The organism is Halomonas sp. DN3 (assembly GCF_024137905.1).
GTDB lineage: Bacteria > Pseudomonadota > Gammaproteobacteria > Pseudomonadales > Halomonadaceae > Halomonas > Halomonas litopenaei.
On record NZ_CP099965.1, the window covers coordinates 3157694 to 3173398 of the forward strand.

Consider the following 15705-nt stretch of genomic DNA (forward strand, 5'->3'; position numbering starts at 1 on the left):
GTCTTCAGGCCTTGGCGGGACCCTTGCGCAGCGGCACGTCCGGCACCGCCTCCATGCGCTCGCGCTCTTCGGTGATCAGCTCGAGTGCCTGGTCTTCGCTGAGCTCGGAAGCCGGGGTAAACAGACTGACCACAATACCGGCGGCCATGGCCAGGCCCACCGCCGGGATGCTCGGGTTGCCCCAGTACTCACTCCAGCTCTCCACCGAGATGACCGTCAGCGAGGTGGCGGACGCCACCACCAGCGAGGCAATCGCGCCCTGCCAGTTGTAGCGCGGCCAGAAGCGGCCCAGCACGCCGCACACGAACATGCCCGCCAGCACGGTCGCCACCATCTTGGTGATGTAAGCGATCACGTTGTCGGAGGTCAGGGCGAAGGCCAGCGCCAGGCTGATGGTGCCGACCAGGCCGACCCGCGACAGCATGACCACGCTCTTGGCCGACGGCGCGCGGCCCTTGACCAGCACGTAGAGATCGCGGATCAGGGTGGTGACACCGGCGATGGCGTCACTGCTGGCGCTGGACATGGTCGCCGACAGACCGGCTACCAGCAGCAGCAGGCCCAGCCACAGCGGCAGCACCTCAGTGGCCAGATACGGGAAGGCGAAGTTGCTGTTTTCCAGGTTGGGGTTGAGGGCGTAGGTCGCCATGCCGATGATCGCCGGCACGATAGAGAACAGCATGTAAAGGCAGCCGGTCACCAAGAAGGAGCGGCGCACCGAGCCCACCGAGGCGCCGGAGTAGATGCGCTGGCGGAAGGACGGGGTCGCCAGCACGCCGACGGCGATCACCGTGATCAGCGACAGGGCGGGCACCAGGCCGACCTTGTCGATGGCCAGGAAGCTGGTCGCCGCGGCGTCCATGGAGGCGGTCATCTCGGAGAAGCCGCCCACCTCGACCACGGCCACCGCCGCCATCAAAAAGAAGCCGACAAACAGCACGATGGCCTGCACGGTGTCGGTCCAGACCACCGCCATATAGCCGCCAATGACGCAGTAGACACCGAAGCCCAGCGCCACCACCATCTTGGCCTGCCAGGCGGGGATATCCGCCATCCACGCCAGATACAGGCCGCCACCGAGGATATGGGCGCCGAGCCAGCCGATGCAGGCGACGTAGATGAACAATGCCACGACATTGCGCACCAGGCGGTTGGCCCCGACGTAGAACGACAACTCTTCGCTCATGGTCATGAAGCGGTAGCGCCGCACACCGGCGAAACACAGCGCCAGCAGCAGCACCCCGATCGAACCACCCAGACCATAGAGTGCGCCGCCCCAGCCGTTGGCGTAGCCGAAGCCTACCGCCCCCATGCTGGAACCTGTTCCCACCATGGTGGCCACGGTGGTACCGATGGTCAGGAATATCGGTACGCTGCGCCCGCCAAGGAGGAAGTCATCGCCGGTGCCGCGATCGTTCCGCGACATCCACCAGCCGAAGCCGATCATCAGGACGATGTAGACGCAAAAGGTAGCAAGGAAAAGATGACTGTTCATACAGACCTCTTATACTTGTCGTCTCGGTCGTTGCCGCGATCGAGACAGTGAACGTGAACGTTTGCTGTGCCTGGCGTCGGGTCCTTGCCGGGATCCGGCGCCTTCCTGTCGCTACGATGCGGGCATCCCTGCCCCGGTCGAGTTGCCGCTCGACGCAATATCCCTGTTTAAGCGCGGTCGGCGCGGTAGCAGGTCAGGTCCACCTCGACCTTGCAGTCCACCACCAGATCCTGAACGCTGCAGATGCGCGCCGGCGGGTGATCCTTGAAGTACTCGGCGAACACCTTGTTGAACGACTGGAAGTAGCGCGAGTCGGTCAGCACCGCGGTGACGTGGACCACGTCCTCGATGTCGTAGCCCGCCTCGCGGGCGATGGTCAGGGCATTCTCGAAGGCCAGCCGGCTCTGCTCGACGATGCCGCCTTCCACCACTTCTCCATCGGTCATCGGGGTCTGACCGGACACCTTCAGCCAGCCGCCGGCTTCCACCGCGCGGGAGAAGGGAAGTTTCTGACCGCCGGTACCGACGCCGCCTTCGGCGCCATAACGCTTGATCGTCATGTCAATGTCTCCTGATAAAGGCTGATGCAATAAACGTGGCTAGAGTGGCGTGGCCGCAAGGCGCACGCTTCGGCGCAACATGCGCCCGGATCGTTGGCCCGACGCCTGACCATTGGCGTAGGCCGTCGTGCCGTTGACCAGCACCCGAAGGATGCCGCTGGCGGGCGTCTTCGGCTGGTCATAGGTGGCGCTATCTTCCAGGCGCTCGAGATCCAGAAGGACCAGATCGGCGAAGGCGCCTGGACGAATCACACCGCGGTCTTCCAGGCCAAAGGTGGCGGCGGAAAGACCGGTCATCTTGCGTACCGCCTCGGCCGGCGGCATCAGTGCCAGGTCGCGGCTGTAATGTGCCAGCACGCGGGGAAAGGCGCCCCACAGGCGCGGGTGCGGATGCGGGTCATTGGGTAGGCCGTCGGAGCCGACCATGGTCAAGGGGTGCGCCAGCACCTGGCGCATGTCGTCCTCGCTCATGTTGTGATAGACCGCGCCGGCGGGTTGCAGGCGCCTGGCCGCGTCCATCAGCGACAGCCCCCAGTCGGCGGCGATGTCGGCCAGCGGCCGACGTGCCTGCTCCGGATGCGGCTTCGACCAGGTGATGGTGATGTCGATCTCGTCGGTGACCTGCCCCAGATCCAGGGTCGAGGAACCGGCGGTATAGGGGTAGCAGTCGCAGTGAACACGCTGGCGGCTGGCGGCGTCGGTCAACTGCGCCAGGGCCCGCGGCGCCTGGCCCCAGTTACCGGCACCGGCGCACTTCAGGTGCGAGATCACCAGCGGTGCACGGGCCTCGGCGGCGGTGGCAAAGGCCTCGTCCATCGCCTCGGCCTGTCCGGCGAACTCGTCACGCAGGTGGGTGGTGTAGATGCCGCCCGCCTCGCTGACCGCGCGCACCAGGGCACCGACCTCGGCACTTGGCGCCTGACGGGCGTTGCGATAGGCAAGCCCGGTGCTCATGCCGATGGCCCCTTCGGCCAGCGCCTGTTCCAGAGCAAGGCGCATGGCGGCGATCTCGTCGTCGCGGGCCGGGCGCTCGAAGTCATCCATCACCAGTGAGCGCAGGCTGGTATGCCCCACCAGTGCCGCCACATTGACCGCCGGGCAGGCCGTCGCCACGGCATCGGCGTAGGCGGAGAAGCTGGGGTAGGCGAAATCCTCGGCGTCGCCCAGCAGGTTCATCGGATCGGGCACCTCGCTGCCGCGCAGCGTGACCGGCGAGGCGCTGATGCCGCAGTTGCCGACCACCACCGTGGTCACCCCCTGGCTCAGCTTCGGCAGCATCTCGGGGGTGCGCACCACATTGGTGTCGTCGTGGGTGTGAACGTCGATGAATCCCGGGGTCAGCACCAGCCCCTCGGCCTGCACCACCTCGCTGGCCTCGTGCCCGGCGAGATCCCCCACCGCCACGATACGATCCCCCTTGATCGCGACATCCGCGATACGAGGATCTGCGCCGGTGCCATCCAGCAGCGTGGCGCGACGAATCAAGAGGTCATGGTGCATGTCAGTCTCCCAGCGGCTGGCGATTGTCACCGCCGCGATGGTCATCAAGTGCAATCTTCAAACGCCTGAGCTTGGTGCGCGCCTGGTCGCGATGACGCATGGCCAGCTCCAGCGCCAGCACGTCGATGGCGGCCATCAACGCATAGCGCGACGCCGAAGGGTGAAGAATGAAATCGGTCTCCCGGGCGGCGATGGGCAGCACCACGTTGGCGGCGGCGGCAAGCGGAGACCCCACGGCGGTGATGGCGATCACCTGGGCCCCGTACTGACTGGCGATCTGGGCCGACTCGACCATCTCCGGGGTGTAACCGGACACCGACAGCACCACCACTACGTCCTCGGGCTCCAGGGTGGCGGCCACCATCCTCGGCAGCAGACCGTGAGGATAGGCGCTGACCGCATAGCCCAGGCGCATCAGGCGAAACTGCAGCTCCTGGCACATCACGCTGGAGCCACCACCACTGCCGAAGGTCAGGATCTGGCGGGCATTGTCGAGTCGCTCCACCGCGCCTTCGATATCCGCCTCGAACAGCAATTCGCGGTTGAGCGCCAGGGTCTGGGCGGCAACGTCGTAGACGATGCTCGATCCCCGGGCGGGATCGGCGTCCTCGATAAAGCGACGACCGGCGGCCAGGGCACGGGTCAGGCGCAGCTTGAGGTCACGCACGTTGTCGCAGTCCACCGAGCGGGCGAAGCGGGTCACGGTGGCGTCACTGACGCCTGATCGCCGGGCGATCTCGCTGATGCTGGCCTCTGTCACGAAGTCGATGTCGTCGAAGATCAGCTCCGCCACCTTGCGCTCCGACTCGCTCAGGGAGCGAACCACCGCGGTGATGCGCGACAGGATATCGATCTGTTGACTCACGGCTTGCCTCCCTCCGTTGCGACGTTGCCAGATCACGAAGCCTGTCCAGGGCCCTCGTCATCTGCGGTATCCTTACGCTATGTTAGTTTCTAACAACCATCCACAGTTTTTTGAAAATTTCCGACAATGGTCGTAGTCAGATCAATCTTCGAACATTGCCAATCGTCCGGCGCGGCGTAACATGAGCCGCGTTCCGCCTTCAGGAGAACTTCCATGGCCCACTCCCCCTCTTCCTCTTCCTTCGATGCCAAGGGTTGCCACAAGGGCACCCTGGAAACCGGCGACCGGCTGCTGGCCGACGTCAGCCTGCCGGCGGCGGTGATCCACCAGGCGCCGCTCGCCCACAATCTGGCATGGATGCAGGACTTCGCCCGCCGCCACGGCGCCGAGCTTGCGCCCCACGGCAAGACCACCATGACCCCGGCGCTGTTCCGGCGGCAGCTCGAGGCCGGCGCCTGGGGCATCACCCTGGCCACCCTGCCCCAGTGCCGCGCCGCCTTCGCCGAGGGCGCCCAGCGACTACTGGTGGCCAACCAGATGGTCGGTCAGGCCAACATGGCCATCGCCGCAGACCTGATCCGTGGCGGCGCCGAGCTCTATGTCACCGTCGACAGCGCCGAGAACCTGGACCAATTAGGCGCCTTTTTCGGGGCGGCCGGCATCTCCCTGAATATCCTGATCGAGGTAGGCGTCGAAGGGGGAAGGTGCGGACTTCGCGATGATGACGAGGTAATGGCGCTGGCCCGCCGGGCGGCTACCCTGCCCGGCATAGCCCTGGCGGGTCTGGAGGGGTATGAGGGTGTAGTCCATGGCGACGATCCGGTGGCCGGCATTCGCCGCTACGCCCAGCGTCTGGTCGACGGCATCAAGCGACTGGCCGCTGAAGGCCTGGTCGATCGCGACAAGCCCATCGTCACGGCGTCGGGTTCGGCCTGGTACGACCTGATCGCCGAAGAGTTCCGCGACGGTGGACTCGAAGGCCGCTTCACCCCGGTGCTGCGCCCGGGTTGCTACGTGGTCCACGACCACGGCATCTACCGCGAGGCCCAGGCCGGCGTGCTGTCCCGGCGCCAGGATCTGCATCAGGGGCTTGAGCCGGCGCTGGAGGTGTTCGCCCAGGTGCAGTCGCTGCCCGAGCCGGGGCTGGCCATCGTGGCACTGGGCAAGCGCGATATCGGCTTCGACCTGGCGCCCGAGGTGCTCAGGCGCTATCGCGAAGGCGGGCAGGCCAGCGAGCTTCTGTCGGTGGAAGGCTGGCAAGTCGTCAAGCAGATGGACCAGCACACCTTTATCCAGTTGCCCGACAGCGCCCGCGACGTGCGCATCGGTGACGTCCTGGCCTTCGGCGCTTCGCACCCCTGCATGACCTTCGACAAGTGGCGCCAGCTCCATCTGATCGATGACGCGCTCAGGGTCGTCGATACCTGGGCGACGCGCTTCTAGACACTCTGACAAGCGAACGACCAAGGGGCGGGCGGAGGCCATCCACCCGCCCCGCTCCTGCAATCTTTGCCGCAACGCTGACAGCACGACCGATCGACGCCCTTCGCCTCTGCGCTCAATTTTCTGGCCACGCCCCCGACATACACTGACAGCGACCACCGAGCATCGCTCGGATCAAGAGGGCTGACAGCAAGGGAAGCCGATGGCCAAGAATGTCGCGCTGTTCTTCGATGGCACCTGGCAGGTGCCGGACATGGACCTGGAAGACGGTGACACCAACACCAACGTCAGCCGGCTCTACCAGGCGGTGGCCGACAATCCCATGGCCGAGGGCGGCACCGTCAAGCGCTACTACCATGGCGTCGGCAGTGACCTGCACTGGTACGACCGCCTGGTGGCAGGCGCCACCGGACTCGGGCTATCGGAAATTCTGGTCGAGGCGTACGTCGAGCTGGTCGAACTGTTGCGCCCGGACGACCGGCTGTTTCTGTTCGGCTTCAGCCGAGGCGCCTACACCGCGCGCAGCCTGAGCGGGATGCTTCACACCAGCGGTCTGCTGCACCCCGAACACCGGCAGTTGGCGGGACGCGCCTACGCGCTTTACCGCGATCGAAGGCGTGGCCCGCAATCCGCCGAGGCTCGACGCTTCGCCTCGCGCTACGCCTGGGTGCCGGAGATCCACATGATCGGTGTGTGGGACACCGTGGGCAGCCTGGGGATTCCACTCAGGAGCTTTGCCGCCTTCAACCGCCGCCGATTCGAGTTCCATGACACCCGCCTGAGCCCGCTGGTGCGCCACGCCTACCAGGCGCTGGCGATCGACGAGCACCGCAAGGCCTTCGCCCCCACCCTGTGGTCGCCGCAGACCACCACCTCCACCCTCGAGCAGGTATGGTTTCCCGGCGCCCACTCCAACGTCGGCGGGGGCTACCAGGACCGCGTGCTGTCGGACGTCAGCCTGGACTGGATGATGGGCCGCGCCTGCGAACAGGGGCTGCCGCTGCTGCCTGACAGTCGCCCCTTGCTTGGTTCACCACCGCGCGAGGACGACATCGTCGACTCCTACCAGAGGTTTCTTTCGCGCCTCTATCGACTGATCTCGCCCCGGCGCTATCTGCGGCGCATCGGCTTTGCCTCCTTCGGCAACGAGACGCTGCACCCGAGCGTCGCCACCCGTCGTCTTGCCCTGCCCGGCTATCGCCCCGCCAACCCTATCCACCCGCGTCTTGCGGCGACGCCGCCATCCACTTAGGGCTTGTCTGAAAAGTGCCTGCGCTCGGTAATACGGCGTTAAAAATCGGCTGGTGCGCCAGCCCGGTCAAAATACTCATTTACACCCCGTAAACTGCGCTTTCTCACCGATTTTTGCCTTGTCTAACCTTCGCTCGTCGACTTTTCGGACAGCGCCTAGACACTGACAGCCTCCGAGTGATGGCGCGAGCGCCTGCCACGGATACGACAACGCCCACTCGCAAGGAGTGGGCGTTGTCGGTGGCCTGAGGCGCTCTCCCTCGTCGGGGGTCCGAGACCGGCGCTGCGCTTGCTGGACGAGTCTGGCCTCGAGAGCGCGCTAGTTCGAGGGGAAGTTGAACTGCGCGCTTTCCCTGTCCTGGCTCCTCGGCCAGCGCTGGGAGATGGCCTTGCGCCGGGTGTAGAAGCGCACGGCGTCGGGGCCATAGGCATGCAGATCGCCGAACAGCGACTCCTTCCAGCCGCCGAAGCTGTGGAAGGCCACCGGCACCGGCAGCGGAACGTTGATGCCGACCATGCCGACCTCGATGGCGTCGGCGAAACGACGCGCGGCCTCGCCATCCCGGGTGAACACGCAGGTGCCGTTGCCGTACTGGTGGGCGTTGATCAGCGCAATGGCCTCATCGAAGCTGGCGACACGCACGACGCACAGCACCGGCCCGAAGATCTCGTCGCGATAGACGCTCATCTCGGGCGTGACCCGGTCGAGCAGGCTCGCACCGAGGAAGTAGCCCGGTGACGACTCGACCAGCGGATGCTCGCGCCCATCCACCACCAGCTCGGCCCCGGCGTCGACGCCCTGCTGGAGATAGCCCGCCACCTTGTCACGGTGCCCGGCGTTGACCAGCGCGCCCATATCCAGGCCGCGCTCGGTGCCGGCACCGATCTTGAGTTCCCGGGCCTCCTGCGAGAGCCGTTTCACCAGGGCATCGGCGGTGTCATCGCCGACACACACCGCCACGCTGATCGCCATGCAGCGCTCACCGGCACTGCCGTAGGCGGCCCCGATCAGGGTGCTGGCGGCGTTGTCCAGATCGGCATCGGGCAGCACCACGGCGTGGTTCTTGGCGCCACCGAGCGCCTGCACGCGCTTGCCGTTCTCGGCGCCACGCTGGTAGATCGCCTTGGCCACCGGGGTCGATCCGACGAAGGACACCGCCTTCACATCGGGCGCATCGATCAGCGCCTCGACCACCTCACGGTCGCCGTGGACCACGCTGAACAGGCCGTCCGGCAGACCCGCCTCGGTGAGCAGCTCGGCCATCTTGAGCGCCGCCGACGGCACCTGCTCGGAGGGCTTGAGGATAAAGGCGTTGCCGCAGGCCAGCGCCATCGGATACATCCACAGCGGCACCATGGCCGGGAAGTTGAACGGCGTGATGCCGGCCACGATGCCCAGCGGCTGATGATTGGACCAGGTGTCGATGGCCGGCCCGGCGTTGTGGGAGTACTCGCCCTTGAGCAGCTCCGGCACGCCGCAGGCGTACTCGACGTTCTCGATACCGCGCTTGAGTTCGCCCATGGCGTCTTCAAGCACCTTGCCGTGCTCTTCGCTGACCAGCGCGCAGATCTCGTCGGCGTCGCGCTCGAGCAGCGCCTTGAAGCGGTACATCACCTGGGCGCGCTTGGCCGGCGGCGTGTCGCGCCAGGCCGGCTGGGCGCGGCGGGCCACCTCGATGGCATGCTCGACGGTAGCAGCGTCCCCCAGGGCGACACGACCGACCGGCTCGGCGGTGGCCGGGTTGATGACATCCAGGTGGCGCTGCGACGGCTGTGACTCACCGCCGATCCAATGATTCACGTCTTTCATCAAAACTCTCGATATGACTTGCTGAAAAGGCGTCAGCGCCGGGCGGCCATCTCACATGGGCCCAGCGCACAATGACAGGGCAGCGTGACGCCTCAGAACTGGCGGTCGAGCAGCGCCTCGTCGAAGGGATAGCGGGACAGCTTTTCCACACCGCTGTCGGTGATCAGCACTTCTTCTTCCAGCTTGACCCCGTCGGCGGCCCCCACCTCGCCGATGTAGCTCTCCACGGACACCACCATGCCGGGTTCGAGAACGCCATCCTTGGAGAAGCGATCGAAGTCCATATGGTGAGCGACCAGCGGGGTTTCACCGTGCATGCCGACGCCGTGGATGATGGAGGGATAGCGACGGTCGAGGAAGCGCTCGGGGATCTTCCAGGCCTGCTCGGCGATCTCGCGATAGCTCATGCCCGGCTTCAAGATGCCCATGTTGTGGTGCACCTGGTCGTAGGCCATGCGATACAGCTCCTTCTGGTAGGCGCTGGGGCGATTCGGGCCGACGTGGAAGGTACGCGAGAAGTCCGAATAGTAGCCGTGACAACCGATGGTATCGGTGTCCAGCGCCACCAGCTCGCCCGGACGAATGACCCGGTCACTGGCCTCATTGAACCAGGGATTGGTGCGCGGGCCGGACGACAGCAGACGGGTCTCGATGAACTCTCCGCCCTGACGGATGACGTTGCCGTACATGATCGCGAACAGCTCGTTCTCGGTGATGCCCGGCTTGATCGCCGCCTCGACCTCGGCCACCGCAGCCTCGCTGCCGGCCATGGACTGGGCCAGACAGGCGATCTCCTCGGGGGTCTTGATGCGCCGGCAGTGCAGGGTGTCCTGCATGCAGTCGAAGACATCGAGGCCCTGGGCCTCGAGCGAGCGCGCCAGGTTGAGCGCACAGCGATCCAGCCCGATCTTGCGGTTGCCGCGTCCGTGCTCTTCGATCAGTTCGGCGATCTCCACACCGAAGGGGTCCGAAGAGAGGTTGTCGCGCTGGTTGACGGCGGACCACACCACCTTGGACGTGCGCGACTCATCGATGGTCTCGAGCCAGGTAGAGACGTGGGCGCTGCCCGGGTACTCGAACAGGATCACCGGCCCTTCCAGGGGCACATAGATGTAGCGGGTCGAGTTGCGCAGGAAGTAGCCGAACATGTTGCGCGAACCGGTGGCATAGCGCTGGTTGTTGGGGTCGAACAGCACCATGGCGGCGTAGCCTTGCTCCGCCATCGTCGCGCGCAGCCGCGCCAGGCGCCCGGCGCGCAGCTGCCTGGGATCGAAGGCGGTGGGGATGCTGTCGCCGTTGGCCATCGGCGCAGAGGGCACGACCGGAATATGGTCCGGCTCGTTGTCGGTCAGGTTGTCGAAATCGACGATGCTCATGTCAGGGTCCTGTTCGAATATGGCGGGGTCGCAAGGGGCACAGGCCGAGCCTCTACGTGCTCGGCTTCGATGTCATCGGCGTGGGCTCAGTCGGCCAGCGAATCGCTGCGATTCATGCCTTCCTTCAACAGGGTCTCGTGAATCGGCGCCATGCGCCCGAAGATGCGCTGGGCACGCTCGGGGCGACCGATGAAGCCGGGTTCCTTGGCGTAGGCGAAGATCACGGTGTGACGCTCCTTCTGGCCTTCCACCGGCGTCACCCGGTGCAGCGAATAGCGGCCGAAAAACACCTGCAGGTCACCCGGTTGAAGGTCCAGCGCCTTGAGCCGCGAACGGTCGCCGTCCAGCACCTGCTCGACCTCGTCGAAGTTCTCACCCTCGGGGCTGCGAATACCCGGGGCATACTCGAAACGGCCGCCGCCGTGGGACTGGCGGGTCATCATGGTGACGATGAACTCGTTGGTGTCGTAGTGCCAGGGATGCTGGCAGCCCTCTCTCAGCACGTTGACCACCAGGTCCGCCAATGGGTCGGCGTACTGGTGAATCTCTTCCATGCCCACCACGGTGGCGATAAAGCGCTGGAAGTCCGGGTGCTGGTAGACCTGGCGAATGATGGTGTCTTCGCCGATGCGATCGCCGGCGACAAAGCCGTTGGTGCGATCGTCGAAGCGATTGAGCGGATGGCGGGCCGGGCGCTCGGGATCGCCGGCATTGTTGTAGGGGTTGGTCTCGGTCTGGTTGTAGTGCGCCTCGGGCGACAGCCGCTCGGTCTCGCGCTCCAGCCGCGCCAACGCCTCCTCGGGGACAAAGTTCTTGAGTACCACACAGCCATCGTCGGCCAGCTGTTCGTGACAGCGCTGGATCAGCGCCCGTCCGGACTCGCCGTCCAGGTCATGAATCGGGTAGTGCTCAAGGTCGATCAGACCGTCCAGCGAGGAAGTGGTGGGCGCATCGGTGGCCTGCATGAGGAACTCCTGCCTGTCTCAAGTGATGTTGGACAGGATAGAGAGCGCCTCTTCATAATAGAAATGAATGGTTGAGATATCACTTATTTCAAAGGCTCATCGATTATGGATACCGACCTGCTCCGCGCCTTCGTCACCGTGGCCGAGTGCCAGGGCTTCAGCGCCGCCGGCCGCGTGCTGCACCGCACCCAGTCCGCCGTCAGCCTGCAGATCAAGCGACTGGAGGACCAGATGCACAAGTCGCTGTTCGAGCGCACCAGCCGCAGCGTGCTGCTGACGTCCGACGGTGAACGGCTGCTGCCCTATGCGCGACACATGCTGACGCTGGAGGACGAGGCCAGGGCGGCACTCGGCGACCGCCAACACGGCGAGAAGATTCGTATCGGCACCTCCGAGGAACAGGCCAGCGCCTACCTGCCGGAACTGCTGCCCCGGTTCGCCGAGGCCTATCCGCATACCCGCATCGAGGTCATCTGTGGCATCAGTGCCGACCTGGTGGACAGCTTCCAGCAGGGCCTGCTCGACGTGGTCCTGTCGATCCGCCACGGACCGACGCAATCGGGCCAGTTGCTCGGCTGGGAACCCATGGTGTGGGTCGCGGCGGAAGATGCCGATCCTACCCGTGGCAGCCGACTGCCCCTGGCACTGAACCCCGAAGGCTGCATCTTTCGCGCCCACGCCCTCGCCGCCCTGGGGCGTCAGGAACGCGCCTGGGAACTGCGTTACTCGAGCCAGTCCCCCACCGGCATCAACCTGCCGGTCCAGGCGGGGCTCGCGATCACCGTCAAGACACCCCGCAGCGTACCGGCGGGCTGTCGGATTCTCGGCGAGGAGCAGGGCCTGCCGGCACTCGGCCAGGTGGAAATCGAGATGCACCGGCGCCCCGGACATGCGAGCGACGCCTTCAACACCTTCTGCCAGCAGCTCGGGGAGGTCGTCACCCACAACGACGCCGTCGCCGTGCCCGAGTTTCAGGACCAGGCCTGAGCCTGGCTCGACCGCGTATCGGTCGAATGCCTGAGTCGTAATTTCATGATCGTGACGGATTGAAGATTTGATTACCTCGTCATTACAGGCGAACTACCCCCTGATCCCTATATCGCCACAAGGAGAGATACGCCACACTTCAATGACCAGGATTCTCCGATGGTCTCGCCTGCCCGGCGGTGCCCTTGTCCTGGTCCGGAGATGACAGTGACCACGCCATTTGACGACTCCCTCGAACCTCGGGCTTCCCAGTTTGCATCGGTTGGAATGGATGGAATGGAGCTCCTTGAACAGGAACTCGAACACCTCAGAGCTCGGCATCTAAAGCTTCGCGAAGAGGTCGCAGCCATTCGCCACTATGCCGGCGACAACCTGCCCGCCAAGGCCGGCCTTGTCATCGTAAAGATGCTGGAAGACGCCTTGAAATCCTGACCGTCTTCTCTTCCCGAGAACCAACATTCTTGCCGCTGCCAATGCATCTTCTTGCTCGTTGATCGGGGAAAGGGCCTCGACAACCTTGCCGCTTTGTCGCGCCTCGGGATTACCCGCCAGCGGGCAATAGTGCACCTCTGGCCTATCCTTTTCTTGCCGCTGCCACAAGGTATAGTCACGGCTATATGTCTTTGTTTTGGCTTAAACTTGCAGCCTTGGTAAAGAGTTGCATCTGTCAGCCTGCGCGCTAATATCGCCATGCAAATTCGCTATCGTGTCCATAGCCAACGCCCGGAATATCGGTCGTGACGCTGGGCACGAGGCTTTTTCAGCGACATCACGTATTTTCAACAGGCAACCGCCGGATTCGCACCTTCATGACGCCCACTTCGACCCTGCTGCTCGCCTTCTCGCTGTCTTCCGATGCCTTTGCGGCCTCGGTCAGCAAGGGTGCCTGCGTGCGTCGGCTGCGTTTCGTGGTGGCCCTGCAGACCGGCCTGCTGTTTGGTCTGGTGGAAGCCACGACGCCGATCATCGGCTGGCTGCTCGGCACCAGCGCCTATGACACCATTGCCCACTGGGATCACTGGATCATCTTCTTCCTGCTGCTCGCCCTCGGCGGCAAGATGATCCACAGTGGCCTCGCTCCCGCCCCCAAGGACTGCGCCAGCTGCGATTGCGGCACGACCAGCGATCGCACCCGCTGGTGGCTGATCATCGCCACCGCGATCACCACCAGCCTGGACGCCATGGCGGTGGGCGTGGGTCTGGCGTTCATGAACGCCAACATCTGGGTGACGGCACTGGCGATCGGTGGCGCCACCACCCTGATGGCGACCCTGGGGATGCTGCTGGGACGCCGGCTCGGCAAGACGGTGGGGCCGCGTGCCGAGATCCTCGGGGGGCTGGTCTTGATCGCCATCGGCGCCACCACCCTGTATCACCACCTGCTCGCCTGATCCTCTTGCCCGGTCGACCCTGTCGCGATCCCGGGCAGGTTAACTGACAATGACTCGCTCCTAACGCTCATCCATGCCGGCAACACGCCTGCTATAGCAAAGTTCGTCCACGATCTCGCCCGTTTTGTCGATAGTCTGGTGCACTATTGCCGGTATCAGACGGCTGGACACCTCATGATCCTCAAGCCCAGCGCACAGGCCGCTCGATTGCCACGATGGATAGCGGTAACCATTTTGGCCGTTCTGCTGACCGGCTGCGCTGAGCACTCCCCTCTCTCGCCAGCAGCGTCCGCCACCAGAACAGCCACCAGACCAGCCACCGAGATGACGTCAGCGCCCCTTCCGGATCACGGCTTCCAGTCGTCGGTACAGATCGTTCAGCGTGATCAGATTTCCGGCGACCGACAGCACCTTTCGGCCAGCCCGACGCTGCCCAGCGCCTCCCGTTCCGCCGAGCTGGTGGCCGGAGGGATCGGACGGATGACCGCCAACCAGCTCACGACTCAAGGAACCGCCGTGGCCCGCGCTGTCGGTGCCGATGGGTGGGCCAGCGCTACCGAGTCCGCCCTGGCAAGCACCGGGGCCTACCTTGAGGGACCGCTGGGGGGATCTCTGGAAGCGCTTGAGGGCGTGCTCGACAGCGTCGCTGCTCTGCCGTTACTGCATCGCTTCGATGACCGGCTGCAGCGGGTGCTGTCACTGGACCGCTATCGACGTCGCCTGGCCAGCACGCTGGGCATCGGCCAGCAGGAACTCGATCTCGAGGAGCCATGGGGCGATCTTGAGCAGTCACTGACCACCCGAGTGGCTAGCGCCATCCAGCTCGGCCTGGAACCGATCCTGATCACCTCCGACTCCTTGCTGTGGCCAAGCCTGGCGGCGGACCTGATCGTCGCCGGAGGCGATGCGCTGTCAGACGTCAGCGCCACCACCGGCAACGCCCTGGTCGACGCCTCCGCCAGCGGGCTGAGTCGCGCCGGCCAGTGGGTCGCCCTGGCCGGTCAGGTGCTGGGAGGCAGGCGTGATGAGACCAGCCTGCAAGGGGTGGCGGCGCGCACGGCGCTGCGCCATGGCGGGATCAGCCACAGCGGCATTCCACGACTGGATGAGCAGGCCGTCGTCGGACTGGTCGAGAGTATCGGAAACGATGAGCGCAGCACGCTCACGGCAGCGGCGGACCTGGGCCGAGGCAGCTTGAGTCAGATGCTCGCCACCGAGGCGGTGGGCCTGACCAATGAGTTTGGCGTCATGGTCACGCGTCCCGGCGACATGCTCGACGACCGGGTGACACTCGCCCTGGCCCCGGCCCAGCAACTGGGCGACATGTCGGCCAATCTGTCATCGCTGGTAGGCGACACTCGCACCACCCTTGAGGAGGTCGGACGGCTGGTCGATGCCGGCCAGGACCTGTCCGGGCGTTTGCAGGGTCTGGTGCTGGCGGACAGCCTGGACAGTGGTGTCACTACCCTTGGGCGCGTCGATCAGGGCCTCGACAGGACCGGCAACCGGCTGCTGCCCCTGGCCGACACCCTGGCAGACGGGCTGGCGCAGGCCGATACCCGCATCGAGACGCTGGCCGATCGCCTGGGAGGCACGCTTGACCCCGTCACCAGCGCCCAGCAGGACGGCGTCAACCGCCTGGCGGACGCCGTGGTCCAGGCGCCGATGTCCAGTCGCCCGTTAAGCGAACTGGGAGACGCCGTGGTCGCACTGGGCGACGGCATGCGCCTTGCGCCGATCGCCGCCGGGCTCGACTGGATGATGGTGGTGCCGGTACCCGGGCGCGAAGGCCCGCTCGCAGGCGACACACCTGCCGACTCGGCCACCGCCGGCACAGACACCGACCGCAGTCCCGGCCACCCCACCGTCGACGGCCACGCCCTCGCCGGCTCCCGCGCTGACCATATGCCCTGAGAAGCCGCGCCCCTTACAGCATCATCACAGCGCCGCCGGCGTGCAAGGGTCACCCTTTCCACCAGGATAACCCCGGCTATCGAGGCGCTGCCTATTGCCGTGCTGCCTATGCCAAATCTCCCCAGGGCGAATGGGCCAGAGCGCTGGC

At 65.4% G+C, this 15705-nt stretch carries 13 protein-coding genes; 6 read left to right on the forward strand and 7 right to left on the reverse strand.

The window, feature by feature from the left end; all coding sequences use genetic code 11:
- Window positions 1-4 precede the first annotated feature (4 nt).
- From NKF27_RS13745 to NKF27_RS13760, 4 genes are all read right to left on the reverse strand, one after another.
- The gene (locus NKF27_RS13745; RefSeq protein ID WP_108133304.1) at window positions 5-1495 is read right to left on the reverse strand and encodes a sodium:solute symporter family protein; all 1491 of its coding nucleotides are present in this window, start codon (window positions 1493-1495) and stop codon (window positions 5-7) included.
- A gap of 167 nt (window positions 1496-1662) precedes the next feature.
- Window positions 1663-2055, reverse strand: coding sequence for a RidA family protein (locus tag NKF27_RS13750; protein ID WP_045995074.1), 393 nt, complete (start codon window positions 2053-2055; stop codon window positions 1663-1665).
- Between the two features lie 39 nt (window positions 2056-2094).
- Window positions 2095-3555, reverse strand: a complete 1461-nt coding sequence (locus NKF27_RS13755; protein ID WP_124803981.1) for an amidohydrolase family protein — start codon at window positions 3553-3555, stop codon at window positions 2095-2097.
- Between the two features lies 1 nt (window position 3556).
- Window positions 3557-4420 (reverse strand): MurR/RpiR family transcriptional regulator, encoded by an 864-nt coding sequence (locus tag NKF27_RS13760; protein WP_108133303.1) that lies wholly within the window; start codon window positions 4418-4420, stop codon window positions 3557-3559.
- Between the two features lie 213 nt (window positions 4421-4633).
- Between NKF27_RS13760 and NKF27_RS13765 the strand changes: the two genes are divergently transcribed.
- Window positions 4634-5863, forward strand: coding sequence for an amino acid deaminase (locus NKF27_RS13765; protein WP_253552420.1), 1230 nt, complete (start codon window positions 4634-4636; stop codon window positions 5861-5863).
- 202 nt (window positions 5864-6065) lie between these two features.
- Window positions 6066-7115, forward strand: a complete 1050-nt coding sequence (locus NKF27_RS13770) for a DUF2235 domain-containing protein (protein WP_253552423.1) — start codon at window positions 6066-6068, stop codon at window positions 7113-7115.
- Between the two features lie 318 nt (window positions 7116-7433).
- Here NKF27_RS13770 and NKF27_RS13775 read toward each other — a convergent pair whose 3' ends face one another.
- From NKF27_RS13775 to NKF27_RS13785, 3 genes are all read right to left on the reverse strand, one after another.
- The gene (locus NKF27_RS13775) at window positions 7434-8924 is read right to left on the reverse strand and encodes a CoA-acylating methylmalonate-semialdehyde dehydrogenase (RefSeq protein ID WP_253552425.1); all 1491 of its coding nucleotides are present in this window, start codon (window positions 8922-8924) and stop codon (window positions 7434-7436) included.
- A 92-nt stretch (window positions 8925-9016) separates the two neighbouring features.
- The gene (locus NKF27_RS13780; RefSeq protein ID WP_253552428.1) at window positions 9017-10300 is read right to left on the reverse strand and encodes a Xaa-Pro peptidase family protein; all 1284 of its coding nucleotides are present in this window, start codon (window positions 10298-10300) and stop codon (window positions 9017-9019) included.
- 86 nt (window positions 10301-10386) lie between these two features.
- Window positions 10387-11265, reverse strand: a complete 879-nt coding sequence (locus tag NKF27_RS13785) for a hypothetical protein (protein WP_108133299.1) — start codon at window positions 11263-11265, stop codon at window positions 10387-10389.
- A gap of 105 nt (window positions 11266-11370) precedes the next feature.
- On the opposite strand from NKF27_RS13785, the gene NKF27_RS13790 reads away from it, so the two are divergent.
- The 4 genes from NKF27_RS13790 to NKF27_RS13805 all read left to right on the forward strand — a co-directional run bounded on the left by NKF27_RS13790 (window position 11371) and on the right by NKF27_RS13805 (window position 15557).
- Window positions 11371-12252, forward strand: a complete 882-nt coding sequence (locus tag NKF27_RS13790; protein ID WP_253552438.1) for a LysR substrate-binding domain-containing protein — start codon at window positions 11371-11373, stop codon at window positions 12250-12252.
- Window positions 12253-12459: 207 nt separating this feature from the next.
- Complete coding sequence (locus NKF27_RS13795) at window positions 12460-12684, forward strand: hypothetical protein (protein ID WP_157033011.1); 225 nt, start codon at window positions 12460-12462, stop codon at window positions 12682-12684.
- A gap of 377 nt (window positions 12685-13061) precedes the next feature.
- On the forward strand, window positions 13062-13643 hold the full coding sequence (locus tag NKF27_RS13800; protein WP_045991826.1) for a manganese efflux pump MntP family protein: 582 nt from the start codon (window positions 13062-13064) through the stop codon (window positions 13641-13643).
- Window positions 13644-13967: 324 nt separating this feature from the next.
- Window positions 13968-15557, forward strand: coding sequence for a hypothetical protein (locus NKF27_RS13805; protein WP_253552441.1), 1590 nt, complete (start codon window positions 13968-13970; stop codon window positions 15555-15557).
- Window positions 15558-15705 lie beyond the last annotated feature (148 nt).

Bases quoted from the DNA above. Each gene is read 5' to 3' on its own strand.
- NKF27_RS13745 (WP_108133304.1), bottom strand. From the start codon at position 1,495: ATGAACAGTCATCTTTTCCTTGCTACCTTTTGCGTCTACATCGTCCTG.
- NKF27_RS13750 (WP_045995074.1), bottom strand. From the start codon at position 2,055: ATGACGATCAAGCGTTATGGCGCCGAAGGCGGCGTCGGTACCGGCGGT.
- NKF27_RS13755 (WP_124803981.1), bottom strand. From the start codon at position 3,555: ATGCACCATGACCTCTTGATTCGTCGCGCCACGCTGCTGGATGGCACC.
- NKF27_RS13765 (WP_253552420.1), top strand. From the start codon at position 4,634: ATGGCCCACTCCCCCTCTTCCTCTTCCTTCGATGCCAAGGGTTGCCAC.
- NKF27_RS13770 (WP_253552423.1), top strand. From the start codon at position 6,066: ATGGCCAAGAATGTCGCGCTGTTCTTCGATGGCACCTGGCAGGTGCCG.
- NKF27_RS13775 (WP_253552425.1), bottom strand. From the start codon at position 8,924: ATGAAAGACGTGAATCATTGGATCGGCGGTGAGTCACAGCCGTCGCAG.
- NKF27_RS13780 (WP_253552428.1), bottom strand. From the start codon at position 10,300: ATGAGCATCGTCGATTTCGACAACCTGACCGACAACGAGCCGGACCAT.
- NKF27_RS13785 (WP_108133299.1), bottom strand. From the start codon at position 11,265: ATGCAGGCCACCGATGCGCCCACCACTTCCTCGCTGGACGGTCTGATC.
- NKF27_RS13790 (WP_253552438.1), top strand. From the start codon at position 11,371: ATGGATACCGACCTGCTCCGCGCCTTCGTCACCGTGGCCGAGTGCCAG.
- NKF27_RS13800 (WP_045991826.1), top strand. From the start codon at position 13,062: ATGACGCCCACTTCGACCCTGCTGCTCGCCTTCTCGCTGTCTTCCGAT.
- NKF27_RS13805 (WP_253552441.1), top strand. From the start codon at position 13,968: ATGACGTCAGCGCCCCTTCCGGATCACGGCTTCCAGTCGTCGGTACAG.